Origin of the sequence: Celeribacter neptunius, from assembly GCF_900113955.1 — a bacterium.
Classification (GTDB): domain Bacteria; phylum Pseudomonadota; class Alphaproteobacteria; order Rhodobacterales; family Rhodobacteraceae; genus Celeribacter; species Celeribacter neptunius.
The window spans coordinates 94996-115062 of the sequence record NZ_FORH01000002.1 but is presented as its reverse complement, the minus strand read 5'-3'; the positions used below and the strand labels follow the sequence as shown (position 1 = coordinate 115062).

The 20067-nt window shown below is 62.1% G+C and carries 18 protein-coding genes; 11 read left to right on the top strand and 7 right to left on the bottom strand.

The annotated features are described in order from the left end of the window. Window positions 1-5: 5 nt before the first annotated feature. The 6 genes from BM151_RS06675 to BM151_RS06650 all read right to left on the bottom strand — a co-directional run bounded on the left by BM151_RS06675 (window position 6) and on the right by BM151_RS06650 (window position 5128). On the bottom strand, window positions 6-698 hold the full coding sequence (locus BM151_RS06675) for a CoA transferase subunit A (protein ID WP_090059384.1): 693 nt from the start codon (window positions 696-698) through the stop codon (window positions 6-8). Further along, window positions 685-2043 (bottom strand): aminotransferase family protein, encoded by a 1359-nt coding sequence (locus tag BM151_RS06670; protein WP_090059382.1) that lies wholly within the window; start codon window positions 2041-2043, stop codon window positions 685-687. The genes BM151_RS06675 and BM151_RS06670 overlap by 14 nt, the downstream gene beginning before the upstream one ends. Next, window positions 2044-2850, bottom strand: coding sequence for an amino acid ABC transporter ATP-binding protein (locus BM151_RS06665; RefSeq protein ID WP_090059381.1), 807 nt, complete (start codon window positions 2848-2850; stop codon window positions 2044-2046). Between the two features lie 18 nt (window positions 2851-2868). Next, complete coding sequence (locus tag BM151_RS06660; RefSeq protein ID WP_090059379.1) at window positions 2869-3525, bottom strand: amino acid ABC transporter permease; 657 nt, start codon at window positions 3523-3525, stop codon at window positions 2869-2871. A 42-nt stretch (window positions 3526-3567) separates the two neighbouring features. After that, on the bottom strand, window positions 3568-4215 hold the full coding sequence (locus BM151_RS06655) for an amino acid ABC transporter permease (RefSeq protein ID WP_090059378.1): 648 nt from the start codon (window positions 4213-4215) through the stop codon (window positions 3568-3570). 127 nt (window positions 4216-4342) lie between these two features. Continuing rightward, on the bottom strand, window positions 4343-5128 hold the full coding sequence (locus BM151_RS06650) for a transporter substrate-binding domain-containing protein (protein WP_090059376.1): 786 nt from the start codon (window positions 5126-5128) through the stop codon (window positions 4343-4345). Between the two features lie 150 nt (window positions 5129-5278). Between BM151_RS06650 and BM151_RS06645 the strand changes: the two genes are divergently transcribed. From BM151_RS06645 to BM151_RS06610, 8 genes are all read left to right on the top strand, one after another. Then, window positions 5279-6235 (top strand): LysR family transcriptional regulator, encoded by a 957-nt coding sequence (locus BM151_RS06645; RefSeq protein WP_090059375.1) that lies wholly within the window; start codon window positions 5279-5281, stop codon window positions 6233-6235. A gap of 261 nt (window positions 6236-6496) precedes the next feature. Next, on the top strand, window positions 6497-6982 hold the full coding sequence (locus BM151_RS06640; RefSeq protein WP_090060091.1) for a TRAP transporter small permease: 486 nt from the start codon (window positions 6497-6499) through the stop codon (window positions 6980-6982). After that, window positions 6982-8283, top strand: a complete 1302-nt coding sequence (locus BM151_RS06635) for a TRAP transporter large permease (protein WP_090059373.1) — start codon at window positions 6982-6984, stop codon at window positions 8281-8283. Before BM151_RS06640 ends, BM151_RS06635 begins: the two co-directional genes overlap by 1 nt. Window positions 8284-8311: 28 nt before the next feature. Further along, window positions 8312-9316: a TRAP transporter substrate-binding protein gene (locus BM151_RS06630; protein WP_090059371.1), complete on the top strand. Its 1005-nt coding sequence runs from the start codon at window positions 8312-8314 to the stop codon at window positions 9314-9316. 104 nt (window positions 9317-9420) lie between these two features. Continuing rightward, complete coding sequence (locus BM151_RS06625) at window positions 9421-10413, top strand: VOC family protein (RefSeq protein WP_090059370.1); 993 nt, start codon at window positions 9421-9423, stop codon at window positions 10411-10413. A gap of 2 nt (window positions 10414-10415) precedes the next feature. Beyond that, a complete protein-coding gene (gene mhpA / locus BM151_RS06620) occupies window positions 10416-11924 on the top strand; it encodes a bifunctional 3-(3-hydroxy-phenyl)propionate/3-hydroxycinnamic acid hydroxylase MhpA (protein WP_090059369.1) in 1509 nt (502 codons plus the stop codon). 3 nt (window positions 11925-11927) lie between these two features. Then, window positions 11928-12782, top strand: a complete 855-nt coding sequence (locus tag BM151_RS06615; RefSeq protein WP_090059367.1) for a fumarylacetoacetate hydrolase family protein — start codon at window positions 11928-11930, stop codon at window positions 12780-12782. A gap of 138 nt (window positions 12783-12920) precedes the next feature. Next, window positions 12921-13709, top strand: coding sequence for a DNA-binding transcriptional regulator (locus BM151_RS06610; RefSeq protein WP_090060089.1), 789 nt, complete (start codon window positions 12921-12923; stop codon window positions 13707-13709). A 45-nt stretch (window positions 13710-13754) separates the two neighbouring features. Here BM151_RS06610 and BM151_RS06605 read toward each other — a convergent pair whose 3' ends face one another. Continuing rightward, window positions 13755-14330, bottom strand: coding sequence for a carboxymuconolactone decarboxylase family protein (locus tag BM151_RS06605; RefSeq protein WP_245781129.1), 576 nt, complete (start codon window positions 14328-14330; stop codon window positions 13755-13757). A gap of 154 nt (window positions 14331-14484) precedes the next feature. Between BM151_RS06605 and BM151_RS06600 the strand changes: the two genes are divergently transcribed. From BM151_RS06600 to glgB, 3 genes are all read left to right on the top strand, one after another. Next, window positions 14485-15108 (top strand): glutathione S-transferase family protein, encoded by a 624-nt coding sequence (locus BM151_RS06600; protein ID WP_090059366.1) that lies wholly within the window; start codon window positions 14485-14487, stop codon window positions 15106-15108. Window positions 15109-15354: 246 nt separating this feature from the next. Next, the gene (locus BM151_RS06595) at window positions 15355-17760 is read left to right on the top strand and encodes a glycogen/starch/alpha-glucan phosphorylase (RefSeq protein WP_090059364.1); all 2406 of its coding nucleotides are present in this window, start codon (window positions 15355-15357) and stop codon (window positions 17758-17760) included. 48 nt (window positions 17761-17808) lie between these two features. Then, window positions 17809-20013 (top strand): 1,4-alpha-glucan branching protein GlgB, encoded by a 2205-nt coding sequence (gene glgB, locus BM151_RS06590; protein WP_090059363.1) that lies wholly within the window; start codon window positions 17809-17811, stop codon window positions 20011-20013. Window positions 20014-20067 lie beyond the last annotated feature (54 nt).

The following is a 20067-nucleotide window of genomic DNA, read 5'->3' as shown; positions in this document are numbered from 1 at the left end:
TTTCTTTAACGTCTGACAACGCCATACTCCTCGCTGATCTCGGAGAGCCGCACCACCTGATCGACAAAGGCACCCGGGGTCTCGACCTCTTCCGGCGACAGCCCGCCTAGCGGCGCGAGACGCTCGGTCTCGGCGATCACCAGATCGGCGGCCATGGCCATGGCCGGGTTGAAATTGCGTGCCGTGGCGGCATAGGCGAGATTGCCGAAAGGATCGGCGCGGTCAGCATGGATGAGCGCCACATCAGCGCGAAGCGCGGGCTCGACCAGAAGCCGTTTTCCGTCCATTTCGACGATCTGCTTGCCCTCTGCCAATTCGGTTTCGAGCCCGATATCGGTGAGAATGGCCGAGAGCCCGGCACCGCCGGCACGAATGCGCTCGGCCAGGATGCCCTGCGCGCAGAATTCGACCTCGAGCCGCCCGTCATTCATCATCGCGATGGCATTGGCATTGAGCCCGAGATGGGTGGTGATCAGCTTTTTCACCTGACCATTGGCCAGAAGATGATCGATCCCCATGCCCGCCTCATTGGCGTCATTCTTGACCAGAGTCAGGTCCTTCTGACCCTGCCGCATCAGCTCGCGCAGGAGCGTGAAGGGAGTGCCGGGCACCCCGAAGCCGCCGACCAGGACGGTCGCGCCATCCGGGATACGCGCCACGGCGGCGTCGAGAGAGAGGCTCTTGTCAGGCAGTTTCATGGCGCAGCACCGGCAGGTCATGATTGGCGGCAAAGGCGTCAAGCGCGGCGGTCAGGATCGCCATGATCTCGTCGATCTGCGCCTCGGTGACGATCAGCGGCGGGCAGATCAGGAAGTGATCGCCTTCGGAGCCGCCACGGGTGCGGCGCGAATAGATGATCAACCCGCGCTCATACGCCAGTTCCACCAGCTCGAGATAGGCGTTCCAGGCCTTCGGCAGCGGCGCCATCTCCTCGCGGTCCTGTGTCAGCTCGAAGGCCAGCAACAGCCCCTTGCCACGCACATCGCCGATGAACGGGTAACGCGTCATCAACGCCATGAGCCGGGCTTTGAGGATCTCGCCCATCTTGGCGGCATTCTCGATGATCCCTTGCTCTTCCATCTCTTCCAAGACGGCGAGACCGGCGGCGCAGGCCAGCGGGTTGCCGGAATAGGTATAGCCATGCAGAAAACCGCCATGGGCCTCGACCACCTCGACGATCTCGCCCTTGGCCACCATGGCGCCCAGTGGCGCATAGCCTGCGGCGAGGCCTTTCGACATGGCCACGATATCGGGGATGACATCGTAATGTTCCGAGGCGACGAATTTGCCGGTGCGCCCGGCGCCGGTCATGACCTCGTCGAAGATCAGCAGGATGCCAAACTCGTCGCAGATCTCGCGGATGCGTTTGAAATAGCTGTCGGGGGCGACCAGCGCGCCGGTGGAGGCACCGCCCACGGGCTCCATGATGAAAGCGGCGACACTCTCCGGGCCTTCTTCGAGGATCTTGTCACGCAGGAGTTCGGCGTATTTCAGCCCGCGTTCCTCCTCGGTGAGGTTGTCGCGGTCGAGATAGGTGCGGGGCGCGGCGATCTTCGGCATGTCCTGCAGCATCGGATCGAAAGGCCGGGCCAGCGGGTCATAGCCGGTGAGCGCCAGCGTGCCCAGGGTAGATCCGTGATAGGAGGGGAAGCGCGAAATCACCTTCCAACGGTCGGGCTCGCCCTTGGCCAGCGCATATTGCCGGGCCAGCTTGATGCAGGATTCCACCGCCTCGGAGCCGCCGGAGACAAAGAACACCCGGTCCAGCCCCTCGGGCATCATCTCGGCAATCTTCGTTGCCAGATCCTCGGAGGCATGGGTGCGGAAATGCAGACGGTAGCCAAAGGTGGAGCGATCCATCTGGGCTTTCATCTTGGCCAGAACCCGTGGGTTCGAATGGCCGATATTCGACACCATGGCGCCCGAAGAGCCATCGATATAGCGCTTGCCGGATTCATCAAAGAAATAGATCCCCTCGCCCCGGTCGAGAAACGGCCGCGGCAATTTGGTGAGGGAGAACATGTGACTCCGATCTTGGGTCATTTATTTTGCACTTTCAGCATATTGAGAGAGATGTTTGCGCAGGAATTCCTTGGTGCGTTCCTGCGTCGGGTTCTTGAACACCACCGAGGGCGGGCCTTCCTCGACCACCACGCCCTTGTCCATGAAGATCACCCGGTCACAGACCGAGGCGGCGAAATCCATTTCATGGGTGACGATGATCATCGTCATATGCTCTTCGGCGAGGCGCTTCATCACCAGGTTGACCTCTTCGACCAGTTCCGGGTCGAGCGCGGAGGTGGCCTCATCGAACAGCATGAGTTTCGGGTTCATTGCCAGGGCGCGGGCAATGGCGACGCGCTGTTTCTGACCGCCGGAAAGCTGCGACGGGTAATAGTCGATCCGCTCGAGCATGCCGACATGGGTGAGCTGTTGCTCGGCCAGCGCATTGGCCTCGGCATCGGAAATGCCCTTCAGGAGCTTCGGCGCCATGGTGACATTCTCGCGCACCGAGAGATGCGGGAAGAGGTTGAAATGCTGGAACACCATCCCGACCTGTTGGCGCATCTCGTTGATATGCTTTTCATATTGCCGATGCGGCAGATCCTTGTTGATCTGCACCCCGTCGAGCCAGACCTCACCGCCGGTGAGCGGGTCGAGATCGTTGATGGCGCGCAACAGGGTGGATTTGCCGGAGCCCGACGGGCCGATGATGGCGACGATCTCGCCCCGGTCGACGGTGAGCGAAATATCCTTGAGCACCTCCAGTTCGCCATAGGATTTCTGGGCGTGGCGGATGTCCACGAACTTCTGCGTTTCTGATTTCTGAGTGGTCGATGTATCAGACATAGGGGGTCCTCAGAGGCTTTAGCGCGACAGCGCGGTCTTGCGCTCGATGCGGCGCAGGACGGCTTCCATCCCGAGATTGACGATGTAATAGAGCACGGCGGCGACGGCGTAGAATTCGAACGGCCGATAGGTGCGACCGATGGCGAGCTGGGCCGAGAGCGTCAGCTCCGACACACCGATCACCGAGACCAGTGCGGAATCCTTCAACAGCGCGATCATGTTGTTGCCGATCGGCGGGATGACATCGCGCACCGCCTGCGGGATCACCACCTTGCGCAGCGCCTGACCGCGCGAACAGCCAAGCGTGCGGGCGGCTTCCATCTGGCCCTTGTCGACGGCGAGAATGGCGGTCTGGATCAGCTCGGAATTGTAGACTGCGAAATGCAGCCCGAGTCCGATGACACCGGCGACGAAAGCGGGCAGATCGATGCCCAGTTCGACCAGGCCGAAATAGATCAGGAACAGCTGCAACAGCAGCGGCGTGCCCATGAACAGCCAGGCAAAGAAGCGCACCGGCAGGCGGATGAACCACGGTGCGTAGAGCGCGATGACGGCGAACAGAATGCCCCCGAAAAAACTCACCACGGCGGCGGCGACGGTGATGGCGATGGTCCAGATCACCCCGAGCAGGATCGTGTCGAGGTAGCCGGGCACCACGGAGAAATCAAGTCCCATGATACGCGCCTTTCTTTGCGGGTTTTGTGCGGAAAATCAACATCATGGCAGGCGCACCTTGCGGTCGAGATAGGCCACGCCCTTGCCGGTGATGGTGATCAGGATGATGTAGAGAATGCCGGCGAGAAAGAACATTTCGAAAGGCTTGTAGGTCGATCCGATGTAGCGCTGGGCGGTATAGGTCAGCTCGACGACCGAGATCGCCGCGACCAACGCGGTGCCCTTGATCTGGGCGTTGATATTGACGCCAAGGGGCCGGATCATCAGGCGCAACGCCTGCGGCAGCGTGACCTTGCGAAAGGCCTGGGCTTTCGACAGGCCCAGCGTGCGCGCCGCCTCTGCCTGACCATGATCGATGGCAATGATCGCGCCGCGCATGGTCTCGGTCATATAGGCGCCGATGTTGAGGCCGAGCCCGATCACACCCGCTTCGAACGCATCGAGTTGAATGCCGATCTGCGGCCCGCCGAAATACAGCAGAAACAGCTGAATGAGTGCCGGGGTGCCGCGAAATACGCTGACATAGGCGGCGCCGAGAAAGCGCAGGACACGAAACCGCGACAGCCGGGCAGCGGTGCCCAGGGCGCCACAGATCAGCCCGAGAATGATGGTGAGCACCGACAGTTCGACGGTGACCACCGCGGCCTCGAGGAAATAGGGATAGACCTTTAAGATCAGCTCGAAATCCATGGGGATGGGCTTCCTTTCGGGGCTTTCTCAAGGGGGAGCGGAGACCGCGAGAACGCGCGGCGACAAACGCCGGCCCGTCAGACAGATTTGGCGACGGGCCGGGCAGGGACAGGGGGGAGCGATAGGCTCAGCGGATGTCTTCGCCGATCCACTCTTCGGCGATGGCGGTATAGGTGCCATCTTCCATCATCGCATCGAGCGCCTCTTGCATGGCCGCTTTCAGCTCCGGGTTGTTCTTGCGGATGGCGATGCCGGCGCCGAAGGGCTCGGTCTCCGGATCGTTGAACATCTCATATTCGTAGCCGTTTTCCTTAAGCGCGAGGATGGCGGCGATGGAATCGTTGACGATGGCATCGACACGGCCGTTTTCAAGTTCGAGGAGAAGTTCCGGCAGGCCCTTGTAGGTGCGCACCTTGTAGCCTTTTTCCTTGGCCCAGGCTTCGTGGGTCTCGCCCAAGGTCACGCCGACCTTGACGTCCTTGAGATCGTCGAGCGAGGCAATGCCGCTGCCCGGCTTGCTGAAAATGGCACGGCCGGTGGTGTAATAGGGGCCGACGAAATCGACCACTTCGGCGCGCTCGTCGGTGATCGTCATCGAGCCGACGATGGCGTCGTATTTATTGGCCAGAAGCCCGCCGATGATGCCGTCCCAGGCGGTGGTGACGATCTCGGTCTCGAGCCCGATGCGTTTGTTGATCTCGGTGCCGATGGCCGGGTCGAAACCGACCACCTCATTGGAATCGCTCACGAAGTTGAACGGAGGGTAGGCGCCGGACATGGCGATGCGCATCACGCCTTTTTCCTTGAGCGTGTCGAGCTCTTCGGCGGCCAGCGGCGCGGCGAGGCTCAGCCCGGACACGGCAAAGCTGCCCATGATCAGCGCGGTTTTGATAAAGGATCTACGGTCGGTCATAAGTCTTCTCTCTCCTGTTAGACATCCAACCGGCAGGGCACGCAGATCACGCCCACCGGCCAAAGGCTTTTGACGCCCTTTCAAAAACGCTTGCATGAGGCCGTCTATTGCGCAAATAAATAATGACAATCATTAACATAGATTTGGTCAATGAAGCAACCGCGCCAACAACGTTTCCCCTGGCATCTCGACTGGAACCTGCTGCGCACTTTCATGGTGGTGGTGGAACAGCGCGGGATCTCGCGCGCGGCCGATTTCCTTGGCCTCAAACAGCCAACGATCTCCTCGGCGCTGAAGCGTCTCGAGGACACCACCGGGCATCAGCTTATCATCAGAAAACCGAATGAATTCAAGGTGACCCGCGCCGGGCAACTGCTCTATGCCGAATGTTCCTCGATCTTCGGAGCGGTGTCGCAACTGCCCTCTCTGCTCGAGGTCGGCGGCGCCGAATTGCGCGGCCATATCTCGATCGCCATCACCTCGCATGTGAATTCGGAACATTTCGATCGGGTGCTCGGGCAGTTCTCGGCGCGGCATCCGAAGGTCAGTTTTTCCTTCGCCGTGGCCGAAAGCGACGAGGTCGTCACCCGGATCAGCCAGAACCGCGCCTCGCTTGGCATCTGTCTTTTGCACAAAATCCCGGCAGAGTTGAAAGCCGAGGTGCTCTACCGCGAGTATTTCGGTCTGTTCTGCGGTCCCAATCACCGGCTGTTCCATAGCGACTCGATTGATCTCTCCGAGCTTGAGGATGAACGCTCCGTGTCGTTTCAGACCGAGACCGAAGGTGGCGGGCTCGAGCCGGTGACGCGGATGCGGCTCAGGGCCAAGATCGCCACCAGCCTGAGCGGTATCTCCTCGAACCTGCATGAGATTCGCCGGATGATCGTCGCCAATGTCGGCATTGGCGCGTTGCCGCTGCACGTGGCGGCGCGGGACGTGGGGCTCGGACTGTTGCGACAATTGCCGCCTTACGACGAGCTGCCGCTGATCGATATTTTCCTTTTGACCAACCCGCGGCGCAAACGCTCCGATGCGGAAGCTGCCTTTCTCACCGAGCTGAGCGCCATGCTGCGCGACACCGATGTGGCGGAGCGGACCTACGCCTGAGCTGGTGCCTGTGAGTGCGCTTTGGCCGGCCTTTCGGCGTGCAGCTCCATCGGGATCGGAAAGAGGGTGTCCGTCAGGCGGACACATCGTGATTAACGGTCCTGTTTCCGCTCACATCTTTTGTAGATCAAAGGAAAGCGACGGGAGGAACGCCGTGAAAACGCACATGAGACTGAACGCCGTGGGGGCATGTCCCGCCACGCATTTCTGGCCTGCTTGTTTCTGGCCCGCCTGCGCCCTGCCACAGGAGCGCCGGGCAAGATGATCCATTCGAAATCCAAGAAGATCGTGTCGGGCGCGCTCCTGGCCTCTGCAGGGCTGTGCTTTCTCTTCGGCACCGGCGTCACCGTGAGCGATGTGATCCTGCGCGCCGTTGCTGGCAAGAACGTGCCGGGTGCGATCGAGCTGACCTCGCTGTCGATCGGTCTGGGCGCGCTCTTGTCGATGCCCGTGTGCTACGCCAAGCGCACCCATGTCACCGCCAAGCTGCTGTCGGAACTGAGCCCGAACCGTTTCACCAGGCCTCTGGGTCTTGTCGGAGCGATCGGGTCGCTGATCTTCGCGGCGCTGCTGCTCTGGATCATGGGCGAGAACGTGGTCTCGAAATGGGGCTCTCCGGAAACCACGGCGGATCTGGGCCTGCCGATTCCGCTGGCGATCAGTGTCGCGGCGGTGACGCTCGGCTTTGCCCTGATCGCGGCCATCGCCGGGCTCTGGTTCGCGGCACGCAATGAGAGGGATTGGTGATGAGCGGGTTGCTTTTGGGCGGTCTCGGCTTTGCCGCCGCCATTGTCATGATTTTCCTCGAAGTGCCCGTCGCTGTGGCGCTGGGGCTGGTGGGTCTTCTCGGCTCCGCGATGATCATCGGCATGGACGGGGCCATGGCCATCGGTGCCACCACCACCTGGGACAGCCTGACGAATTATACGCTGACCATGCTGCCGCTCTTCGTGATGATGGGCAATATCGCCGCGCGCTCCGGGCTGTCGGCCAAGCTCTATCAATCGATGTCGGTGCTGATCGGGCACCGGCGCGGCGGGCTGGCACTGGCCACCATCGGGGCCTCTGCGGGTTTCGGCATGATTTCCGGGTCTTCGCTGGCGACCACCGCCACCATGGGTCGGATCGCCATGCCGGAAATGCAAGACGCGGGCTATTCGCGTTCGCTCTCGGCCGGCTCCGTGGCCGCCGGTGGCACGCTGGGCATCCTGATCCCGCCTTCGACCGTGCTGGTGATCTATGCCTTTATTGCAGAGCAGTCCATTCGCGAGCTTTTGCTGGCCACCGCCGGGCCGATCATTTTGGCCGTCACGCTCTATTGTCTCGCCATCTGGGTGCCGATCTGGATGGGCTGGTCCTCTGCGCCGAAACGCGCCCGGGCCACGGCGCAGGAACGCAACGCCGCGCTCAGGGAGCTTTTGCCCCCCATCGGCATCTTCGGTCTGATCATGGGCGGGCTCTATAGTGGGGTTTTCACCGCCAATGAGACCGCCGCCATCGGCGCCGCCGTGGTGCTGGCCTATGGGGTGATCTCGCGGCGCCTGTCGGGCGAGGGTTTCCTGTCCGCGATGATGGACACGGCGATGACCTGCGGTGCGCTCTATCTGGTGTTGATCGGGGCCAACCTGTTCAATTTCTTTCTGGCGCTCTCGGGCCTGCCCTTCTCTCTGACCGGCATGTTCTCTGGCATCCTCGATCAGCCGCTTCTGGTGATCCTGTTGATGCTGGTGATCTATCTCGGTCTCGGCACGCTGATGGACAGTCTTGCCATGCTGCTTCTGACCGTGCCGCTCTTCGTGCCGATCGCCCAGGCCGCCGGGATCGATCTCGTCTGGTTCGGCATCTTCGCCGTCATGGTTGTGGAAATGGGGCTGATTACCCCGCCGGTGGGGATGAACCTGTTCGTGCTCAAGACCGTGCAGCCCGATGTCAAGCTCACCGAACTGTGGAAAGGCGCTGCGCCTTTCGTGATCGCCGATTTCATCCGCGTCGCCATCATCATCGCCATTCCGGCCATCGTGATCTGGCTGCCGCTCAACGCCATCTGAACCGCATAAGAACATCTGGGAGGAAACCATGTTCAACCGACTGCTGAAAACCGCCGCCATGGCTCTCACATTGACCGCATCGGTCACCGCCGCAGAGGCCCGGGAAATGCGCGTCTCGTCCTTCGAGCCGGCGCAGGGCTTCTATTCGTCGAAAATCCTGCAGCCCTGGATCGATCAGGTGAATGCGAAACTCTCGCCGAAAGCGCAGTTCAAGCTCTACCCCGGCTCCATCCTCGGTGCCCCGCCGGCCCAGGCCGAACTGGTCAAGGCCGGTGTCGCCGATGTCGCCCTGGTGGTGCCGACCTACACGCCGGGGCTGTTCCCGCTGAGCGGTGTGGTGGAGCTGCCGGGGCTGGTCGACAAGGGCGCGACCGGCGCCGATATCCTCAACACATTGTCCGAAGATGGCGCGCTCGATGCGGAATATGCCGATTACAAGGTGATTGCGCTGTTCACCACGCCCGCCTACCGGTTTTTCATGACGGACAAAGCCGCCGAGACCCCCACCGATCTCGACGGGCTGAAGCTGCGCTCGCCGTCGAAATTCGGCTCCGAACTCTTCGGCATGGTCGGCGCCTCGGGCGTCGGCATCCCGGCGCCGCAGGTCTATGAAAATCTCGAACGCGGCGTGGTTTCCGGCGCGGTCTGGGTGATGGATGCCTATCGCACCTTCCGCCTCAACGAGGTGGCGCCGAACATCTCCACTACCGGTTTCATGGCTCAACCTATGTCGATCCTGATGAACCAGCGCGCCTATGACAGCCTGTCTGACGCCGACAAGGCGGTGATTGACGAGATGTCCGGTCGCGCCACCGCCGACTGGATCGCCTCCGTGGTCGATCAGACCGATGCGGAGATCGAACAAGCCTTTCGTGACGCGGGCGAGGTCACTTTCGTCGACCCGGACGCGGCCGGCATGGCGGCCTGGGCCAAAGCCTTCGAGGGCGCGCCCGCAGCCTGGGTGGCGGAGCAATCCGATACCGCGGCGGCCGACGCGGCGCTGAGCCGTGCCCATGAGGTGGCCGGTCACTGATCGCATGCCCTGTCCGCTCTTCGGACGGACAGGGATCTCGCCTCGGGGTCAGGGCGCTGACCTTTTAAACTGAGGCATCCCGAATTCAACCAATGGAGACAACCATGGCGATCATTGCTCTGGGCTATCTCGGTGTGCGCTCCGACAAGCTCGACGACTGGTCCGATTTTGCCGGCAAGCTTCTGGGCATGCAGAAAATCGACCGCGGCGGCAAGGCGCTGGCCTTTCGCATGGATGACAAGATGCAGCGGCTTCTGGTGTCCGATGAACCCGGAGAGACGCTGGCGTTTCTGGGTTTCGAAGTGGCCCACAAGGACGATCTGCAACATTACGCGGGCCGGCTCGATGCGGCGGGCGTTCGGGTCACGCTCGGCTCCAAGGAGCTCTGCGATCGGCGCTTTGTCGAGGGGCTGATCTGGTTCGAGGACCCGGGCGGCAACCGGGTCGAGCTGTTTTTCAATCCGATGATCGCCTCTGACCCGTTCGTGCCGGGGCGCCCGATCGACGGGTTCATGACCGGTCCGCTGGGCATGGGCCATGCGGTTCTGCACGTCAAGGACATCGAGGTGATGATGCCCTTCTACCGCGATCTTCTGGACTTTCATGTCTCCGATTACGGGCTGGAACCTTACGGGCTCTACTTCTTCCATCTCAATGAGCGCCACCACAGCTTTGCCATGGTCGGCTCCGGCCAATTGGGCTTTCACCATTTCATGGTCGAATTCCAGAACCTTGACGACGTGGGGCAGGGCTATGATCTGGCGCAACGGGAAGAGGGCCGGGTCGCCTATACGCTCGGCCGCCATACCAATGATTACATGACCTCCTATTACGCCCATTCGCCCTCGGGTTTCTTTGTCGAGAACGGCTGGGGCGGGCGGTTGATCGAGCCCGAGACATGGGAGCCGCATCAGACCCATGACGGGCCGAGCTTCTGGGGTCATGAGCGGCTTTATCTCGAAGAGGAACAGGGCCGCAAACGCCTGCGCGACATGCGCTTGGACGCCGCCGAACGCGGCCGTCGCAGCCCGCCGGTGGCGGAGTGCCCGTGGCTCTACGGCGAGCTCGCCAAAAAGAACGCATCTGGAAGGACATGAGAATGGAACATTTCGACGTTGCCATCGTGGGCTACGGGCCTGCGGGTGCCACGCTGGCGCATCTATTGGCGGCTTGCGGCCTCAAGACTCTGGTCTTGGAACGCGAGGCGGCACATTATCACCTGCCGCGCGCGGTGCATTTCGATGCCGAGGTGATGCGCGCCTTTCAATGGATCGGCATTGCCGATGAGATGGCCGCAAAGACCCATCGCCACCCGGGCATGCAATTCGTCGACCGAGATGGCAAGATTCTTTTGGATTGGCCGCGCCCGCAGGGCGAGGGGCCGCAGGCCTGGAACGCCAATTATCGCTTCCACCAGCCCGATCTCGAGGAGCTGTTGCGCGACCGGCTTGCGGATCGCCCCGAGGTCACCGTGCGCACCCGTTGCGATGTGTTCAACATCGACGATCAGGGCGACAAGGTCGAGCTGCGCTATGAGGACATGACCAAGGGCAAGGTCCATCACGTCAGTGCCTCCTATGTGGTCGGCTGCGATGGCGCGCGCTCGCTCATTCGCCGCTATATCGAGAGCGATATGGAGGATTACGGTTTCCACGAACGCTGGCTCGTGGTCGATGTGATCCTCAATGAGGACAAGCCGAGCCTCGGCGATCATTCGATCCAGTATTGCGTGCCCGAACGTCCCGCCACCTATGTGCGCACGCCTGGGATGCGACGGCGCTGGGAGATCACCGTCCTGCCCGAGGAGACGAGCCACGACATTTCGAAACCGGAACGGGTCTGGGAGCTCTTGTCCGACTGGCTCAAGCCGGAAGAGGCGGAGTTGGAGCGCACCGCCGTCTACACCTTCCACTCCTTGGTGGCCGAGGATTGGCGCGAGGGGCGGCTTTTGCTGGCCGGCGATGCCTGTCATCAGACGCCGCCGTTCATGGGGCAGGGCATGTGCGCCGGCACTCGCGATGTGGTCAATCTCTATTGGAAACTGGCGCTGATCTGCAAAGGCCTTGTCACCGGCGAGGCGGCGGAACGCCTGCTCGACACTTACGAGAGCGAGCGCAAACCCAACGCCGCCGAATATATCAAGACCGCGGTGCGGCTGGGCGGGCTGATCAACACGGTTGGCACCGAAGAAGCGCTGCGTGCGGCGCTGCCCTCCGCCGATGGTTCCGCCCGGATGGAAAGCATCGCGCCGCCGATCGGGCCGGGGCTCGGGGACGGCAGCGACAAGGCCGGGCGTCTGTTCGGTCAGCCGCGCATGTCGGATGGCAGCCGTATGGATGACGTGTTCCCGCATGCTTTCGTGGTGGTGGCCGAGGCCGGTCTGGTCGAGGGGCTCGATCTCCCCGAGGGCGTCGGTCTGGTGACCACAGACACTTCCAACGCCGCCGACCACCTTGCCCGCCTGGGCGCCCGCGCCACCGTTTTGCGCCCCGACCGTCACACGCTCGGCGGGGCCGACACCAGAGCTGAGCTGGAGGCGCTGATCACGCGCATCCTGCCCAGCCCGCTTCAACCCTCTTCTGAAACGCAACAACCGGAAATGGCTTAACCCATGAAACTCTGCTCTTTTACCAAAGACGGCGTGTCCTCCTACGGGCTCGTCACTGATCAAGGTATCGTCGATCTCGGCAAACGCTTTGACGCGCCGACGCTGCGCGATTTCCTCGCCACGGGCGATATGGCTGCCGCCGAAGCGCTCGCGGCAACCGAGGCCGATTACGCCTTTGACGACGTCACCCACGATCCGGTCATCCCGAACCCGGACAAGATCATCTGTGTCGGTCTGAACTACCATGCGCATATCGAGGAGACGGGCCGCGAAGAGACCCCGAATCCGGTGCTCTTCGCCCGCTACCAAGGCTCGCAGATCGGTCACAACCAGCCGCTGATCAAACCGCTCGAGAGCGACATGTTCGACTATGAGGGCGAGGTCGCCGTGATCATCGGCAAGGAAGGCCGCCGCATCTCCGAAGAAGATGCGATGGATTACGTCGCGGGCTATGCGTGCTATAACGACGGCTCCGTGCGCGACTGGCAGAAGCACACGCATCAGTTCATGCCGGGCAAGACATTCGCCGGCACCGGCGGGTTCGGCCCCTGGATGGTGACCGCCGACGAGATCGCGGACAAGATTGGGGATCACACCAAGATGCGCCTGCAGACCCGCCTGAATGGCGAGACCGTGCAGGACACCACGCTCGACATGCTGGTGTGCTCGATCCCGCGGCTGATCTCGTATTGTTCGACCATCCTGCCGCTGCTGCCCGGCGATGTGATCGTGTCAGGCACCCCGGGCGGTGTCGGCGCGCGCCGCAACCCGCCGCTGTTCATGAAAGACGGCGATATCTGCGAGGTCGAGGTCTCCGGTGTCGGCGTGCTGTCGAACCCGGTGAAGGCCGAAGTCTGAGCCACAGGCCCGGACGCCTTCGTGTGATCCCGCGCGCGATCCTTCGCGCTTTCAACCCGGCGTGGCATGTGAAATGGTCCTCCCATGACCATCGATCCTGCCACGCCGCTCCCCGTCTCAGACCCGGAAGCAGAATTCATGAAAGCTCCGCCCAAAGGCTCTGTGCGCGCGCTCGCCCGGGGGCTGTCGATCCTGCGCTACGTGAACAAGTTGGGTGAGACCCGCCCCGGTGAGATCGCCAAGGCGCTCGCCCTGCCGCGCCCGACCGTCTATCGCCTCCTGGAAACGCTCGAGGAGCTGGGCTATGTCACCTTTTCCGCCACCTCGAACTATGTCCGGGTGACCCGTCTGGCGGCCGCCTTGGGCGATGGCTATGCGCTCACCAGCGAGATGTCGCAGACCGCCGGGCCGCTCTTTGCCAAATACGGGCGGAGCATGGTCTGGCCGCTCGATCTCACGGTCTACAACAATGCCGCCATGGTGATTCAGGAGACCACGCATGGTCGCTCGCCTCTGTCCATCGACCGGGGCATGACCGGCTATCGCCTGCCGGTGCTGCGCACCTCGGCAGGGCGGGCCTATCTCGCCTTTTGCCCGGAAGAGGAACGCGGGCTGATCCTCGAGCATCTGCGCCGCTTGGGCGATGAGCAGGATCTCCCCTATCTCGAGGAACGCTGGCTCAATCGACTGATTTCCGAGATCAGGGCGCGCGGTGTGGCCATTCGCGACAGCGGCGAATTCAACCCGCAGACCTCTTCGATTGCCGTGCCGATCCGCGCCCCGGATGCCCGGAGCTCGGAGACCGTGCTGGGCTGTGTGTCGATGATCTGGATCCGCACGGCGATGAACACGAAAAAGGCGCTCGAGGATTACGCCGAGCCCCTGAAGGAGATCGCCGCCCGGATCGGCGGCAGCCTCTCGGATTGATCGGCTGCCCGAACCGTTTCTGCCCGAACCGTTTCTGAAAGGATCTCAGAGCGGATTTTCGGCCATCTCGGCGGCGATATTGGCGTCCACCGGCACCTCATAGGTCATCAGGATCGTGCCCAGCACGGAATAGAACCCGACCGTGGCGATGAGATCGAAGACGCCGTCCTTGCCGATCGCGTCACGCAGCTCGGCTTCCAGGTCGGCGGGCAGGCGATGGTGATCGAAGATCGCATCCACCGCGCGAATGAGCAGCCCGTCTTCGCCCTCCGGCAGGGGCTCCGGCGCCGAGCGGATCGCGGCGATACGGTCGTCCGAAAACCCGAGTGCGCGGGCGCGCGACACGTGATGCGCCCATTCATAGGCCGAGCCCAACCGCACTCCGGTGCGCAGGATCACCACCTCGGAGCGCTCAAGCCCCAGAGATGTGTCCTTCACCACATGCTGGCGCAACGGTGCCCAGCCGCGCAGAAGCGCGGGGTGATGCGCCATGGTGCGATAGACATTGAGCGCCCCGGCAAAACCGTCGCGCAGATCGGCCACGGGGGCGGGCCAGTCCGCATCGGACAGAGGCGCGAGGGCAGGGCGGGGCGTATCGGATGTCATGGGGGTATTGGTCATGGGCGTATTTCCGTTTTTCTTGTTCAAAACCGTGCCTGACGGGCAGGGCAAGCAGGCCGTCGGTTCCGTCCGTCGACCGGACATCTGTCCTTTGGGCTTTGTCCCGCCGTCGGAGCGGTCTATCTCGAGGAGCATCTAGCACAGGAGACGCGCATTGAAACTCTTTCATTCCCCCGGCTCATGCTCTTTGGGCATTCTCATCCTGCTCGAAGAGATCGGCCAACCCTATGAGCTTGAGATCACCAACCTGCAACAGGGCGCCCATCGCCAGCCGCAGTATCTGGAGCTGAACCCCAAGGGCAAGGTCCCCGCGCTGATGCGTGACGGGGGCGGCATGCTCACCGAATTCCCGGTGATCGCCTATTGGCTCGCCAAATCCCATCCCGGAGCCGGGCTTCTGCCCGCGGGTCTCGAAGACGAGGTGCGGGTGATGGAACTCACCGAACATATCGTTTCGGGGCTGCATATGCGCGGTTCGGTCTTTGCCATGGTGCCGCAGAAATTCACCGCCGACGCGGCGGCGCAGGCGGATCTGCGCCAGCACGGGCAGGAGGTGGTGCGCGAGGGATTCGACCGTCTTGCCGAGCAACTGGGTGAGGGGCCGTATCTGTTCGAGGATTTCACCATCGCCGATGCGGCAGCCTATTATCTGATGTCCTGGACGGACCGTATCGGGGTGGCGCTGCCTGCGCCGCTGCAAAGCTATTACGACGCCCTGACGCAAAGGCCCGCGGTGGCCGCGGCGCTTGAGCGGGGGTTTCCGAACGCCACTGCATAAAACTGTCATGCGCGCCCGATAGGAAGGGCGCGCAGGGCGCATTGCCCGGTGCAACTCGGGCGGGATCATGCGGCAGCCGTTGAATAATACACTGGCAGATCAAGAGATTTTGCGACGAAATCTTCTGCAACCCGTCAGAAACTGCGCCGAGCTCCTTGCGATAAGTTTTCTTTGCGGCTTAGGTGAATGGATACGATTGAACGTGTATGCCTGCGCATAACCCTTGCCATTGTCATAAGGTGATCCATGGTGCGAACCTCCCGCAAAACCTCCGATTTTCGTGAATCCCTCCTGCAACATCTCACCTACACGATGGGCAAAGACCCGGAACACGCGCAGTTCTTTGACTGGCGCATGGCGCTGAGCCACGCGATCCGCGACCGTATCGTCGACCATTGGGTCGCCTCGACGCGGGAGACCTACGAGATCGATGGCAAACGGGTCTATTACCTGTCGATGGAATTCCTGATCGGGCGGCTGTTGGAGGACGGCATCGTCAATCTCGGGATGTACCAAGAGGTGCAGGAGGCACTGGCCTCCTTCGACATGGACATGCGCACCATTCTCGATGACGAACCCGACGCGGCGCTGGGCAACGGCGGTCTCGGGCGGCTCGCGGCCTGTTTTCTGGACAGCCTGTCCACAATTGGCTGCCCGGCCATGGGCTATGGCATCCGCTACGAAAACGGCTTGTTCAAACAGAGTTTCGTCGATGGCCGTCAGGTCGAGAGCCCGGAGACCTGGTTGCAAGAACCGCACCCCTGGGAATTCGAACGCCCGGAAGTCCGCTTTACCCTCGGGTTCGGCGGCGATGTGATCTTCGAGAATGGCCGGACCTTCTGGCGGCCCTCCGAGCTCATCCAGGCCGAGGCCTTCGACACGCCGATCATCGGCTGGCAGGGGCGCTGGTCCAATACGCTGCGGCTCTGGGCCGGGCGCGCCGTCGACCCGTTCGATCTCGGCCTGTTCAACTCCGGCGATTTCGCTGCCGCCGCCGAACATGAGGCGCTGGCCCGGACGATCTCCCGCGTGCTCTATCCGGAAGACAGCAACGAGGCCGGCAAGGAGCTGCGCCTCAAGCAGGAATTCTTCTTCTCGGCCGCCTCGATCCGCGACATTCTGCGCCGCTTCGACAGTGCCCATGACGACATTCGCCTCTTGCCCCAAAAGGTGGCGATCCAATTGAACGACACCCACCCGGCGATTGCCGGGCCGGAACTCTGTCGCATCCTGCATGACGAACGCGGGTTGTCCTTCGAGGAGGCGCTCGAGATCACCCATGGCTGCATGAATTACACCAACCACACGCTTCTGCCCGAGGCGCTGGAGCGCTGGGACGAGCGGTTGTTCGGGCGTCTACTGCCGCGGCATTTGCAGATCATCGACCGGATCGATGACGCCCATTACAAGGCTCATCCGAACCGGCCGCTTTCCGCGCGCTCGGACGGGCAGGTGAAAATGGGCGAGCTGTCGTTCATCGTCGCCAACAAGGTCAACGGTGTCTCCGCGCTCCATACCGATCTGATGAAACAGACGGTGTTCAAGGATCTGCACGCGCTGCATCCGGACCGGATCGTCAACGAGACCAACGGCGTGACGCCGCGCCGCTGGCTGCATTCCTGCAACCACGGGCTCTCGGATCTGATCACCGACACCATCGGTGACGAATGGGTCGCCGATCTCGAGCAATTGCAAAAGCTCGAACCGGCGATCGAGGACAAGGCCTGGCTCGACCGGTTCCGGGCGGTGAAGGCGGCGAACAAGAAGGCGCTCGTCGATTATGTCGCCACCGCCCATGGCATCAAGCTCAACGAAAATGCCATGTTCGACATCCAGATCAAGCGGATGCACGAATACAAGCGTCAGCACCTCAACATTCTCGAGGCCATCGCCCATTGGCAGGAGATCAAGGACAACCCGAATGGCGACTGGACGCCACGGGTCAAGATCTTCGCCGGCAAGGCGGCGCAGGGCTATCATTTCGCCAAGGATATCATCCGGCTGATCAACGATGTCTCGAAGCTCGTGAATGCCGATGCCGCGACGCGCGATTACCTGCAGGTGATCTTCCTGCCGAATTACAATGTCAGTCTCGCCGAGCGGCTGATCCCGGCGGCGGACCTGTCGGAACAGATCTCGACGGCCGGCAAGGAGGCCTCCGGCACCGGCAACATGAAATTCGCGCTCAACGGTGCGTTGACCGTCGGCACGCTCGACGGTGCCAATGTCGAGATTCGTGAACATGTGGGCGAGGACAATTTCTTCCTCTTCGGCATGCTCGCCGATGAGGTGATGCAGCGCCGGATGATGCACGATCATGCGCAGCAGGCGATCCATGCCGACCCGCGACTGGCCCGGGCTCTGAATGCGCTGCGTGACGGCACGTTCAGCCCCGAGGACCCGGGGCGTTACGCCCATATCGCCGACAATCTCACCTGGTCGGATTACTTCCTCGTCTGTTCCGATTTCACCGATTACTGGCGGGCGCAGCGCGAGGTGGACGCGGCCTATCGACAACCTGAGAAATGGGCTAAGATGGCCGCGCTGAACGTCGCGCGGTCGGGCTGGTTCTCATCCGATCGCACCATTCGCGGCTATATGTGCGATATTTGGGGAGCTGAAAGCCTTATTCCCCAAAAATCAAAGAGTTGATTGGGGGTTAAAACCTTCTAATCTAGCCATAAATAAAGGGAAATCCAAATGGCGCCGACTGTTGTGAACGACTTCGCAGACCCCCTGGTCCTTACTCAGATTTGCGAGGGGCGTTACGACGATCCGTTTGCCATTCTCGGTCCCCACAAGCTCGGTCGGTCGCGCTACGTGACCGCCTATGACCCGGGCGCCGAGGCGATGAGCGCGCTCTCGGGTGGCAAGCGGTATCCGCTCGTGCCGGTCGAGGGGGCAGAGGGTCTGTTCCATGGCAAGGTCACCGGCGCCAAGCCCTATCTGCTCGAAGGGCAGCGTGGCGAGGAGACCTGGCAGGTCGAGGACCCTTACCGTTTCGGGCCTGTGTTGGGTGAGATCGACGAATATCTTCTGGGCGAGGGCACGCATCACCATCTTTGGAAGGCGCTGGGCGCGCATGTCATGACCCATGAGGGCACGGCGGGCACGCATTTCGCGGTCTGGGCGCCGAATGCAAGGCGAGTTTCTCTGGTCGGCGGGTTCAACGCCTGGGACGGTCGCCGTCACGTCATGCGCCGTCGCGGCGCCACCGGGGTCTGGGAAATTTTCATGCCCGGCTTCGGCGAGGGCACGGTTTACAAATACGAGGTCATGGGCGCCTATGGCGATGTCCGGCTCAAGGCCGACCCGGTCGGATTCGGCGCCGAACACCCGCCGGAGACCGCCTCCGTGGTGCGCGACATCTCGGGCTATGGCTGGTCCGACAAGGCCTGGATCGACACGCGCGAGAAATTGCAGGGCCGCGATCAGCCGATCTCGATCTACGAGGTGCAGCTCGGCTCCTGGAGGCGCAAAGAGGGCGCCAATGGGGAAAAGCGGCCGATTTCCTACAAGGAGGCGGCGGTCGAGCTGGTGGACTATGCCAAGGGCATGGGCTTTACCCATATCGAGCTGATGCCAATCTCCGAATACCCGTTCGACGGCTCCTGGGGCTATCAGCCGATCGGATTGTTCGCGCCGACGATCCGGTTTGGCCCGCCGCATGAGTTTCGCGATCTGGTCAACGCGGCGCACGCGGCCGGTCTCGGCATTCTGGTCGACTGGGTGCCGGGGCATTTCCCGACCGATATTCACGGCCTGGCGCATTTCGACGGCACCGCGCTCTACGAACATGCCGATCCGCGCGAAGGCTTTCATCAGGACTGGAACACGCTGATCTACAATTACGGCCGTCACGAGGTCGCCAATTACCTGGTTTCCAACGCGCTCTACTGGCTCGAGGAATATCATGTCGACGGGCTGCGGGTGGATGCCGTGGCCTCGATGATCTACCGCGATTACTCGCGCGAAGAGGGCCAGTGGATTCCCAATGCTATGGGCGGTCGCGAAAACCTCGAGGCCATAGCCATGTTGCAGAACATGAACACGCTGGCCTATGGTGAAATGCCCGGGGTGATGACCGTGGCCGAGGAAAGCACCGCCTATGCCGGGGTCTCGGCGCCGGTGGAGACGGGCGGGCTCGGCTTCGGGTTCAAATGGAACATGGGCTGGATGAACGACACGCTCGACTACATGTCGCGCGAGCCGGTGCATCGCAAATACCATCATCACCAGATGACCTTTGGCATCCATTATGCCTTCTCGGAGAATTTCATCCTGCCGATCAGCCATGACGAGGTGGTGCATGGCAAGGGCTCGATGCTGACGAAAATGCCCGGCTCGGATTGGGAAAAATTCGCCAACCTGCGCGCCTATTACGGCTTCATGTGGGGGCACCCGGGCAAGAAGCTTCTGTTCATGGGGCAGGAGTTTGCGCAATGGCAGGAATGGAACCACGAGACCGAGATCGACTGGTCCTGTCTCAGCTATCATATGCATGAAGGCGTGCAGTCGGCGGTGCGCGATCTCAACACGCTCTATCGGGAAACCCCGGCGCTCTATGTCAAGGATTGCGAAGAGGGCGGGTTCCAGTGGATCGAGGCCAATGATGCGGAATCCTCGATCTACGCCTGGGTCCGGCGCGGCGCGGAGGGCGATCCGGAGGTGGTCGTGGTGTGCAATTTCACACCGGTCGAGCGCCTCGATTACAAGCTCGGGTTGCCGTCGGCCGGCACATGGCTGGAAGCTTTCAACAGCGATTCCGAGGCCTATGGCGGCGGCGGGCGCGGCAACATGGGCCAGGCCGAGGCCCTTGCCGGTGAGTGGCAGGGCCAGCCTGCCGCGGCGCAGATTACCCTGCCGCCACTTTCGACACTGATTTTCATCAAGGAAGACGCGTGACCAAAGGGGGGAGCCGGGGCAACCCGGATCGCTTGGAACCGCGCAGAGAGGATT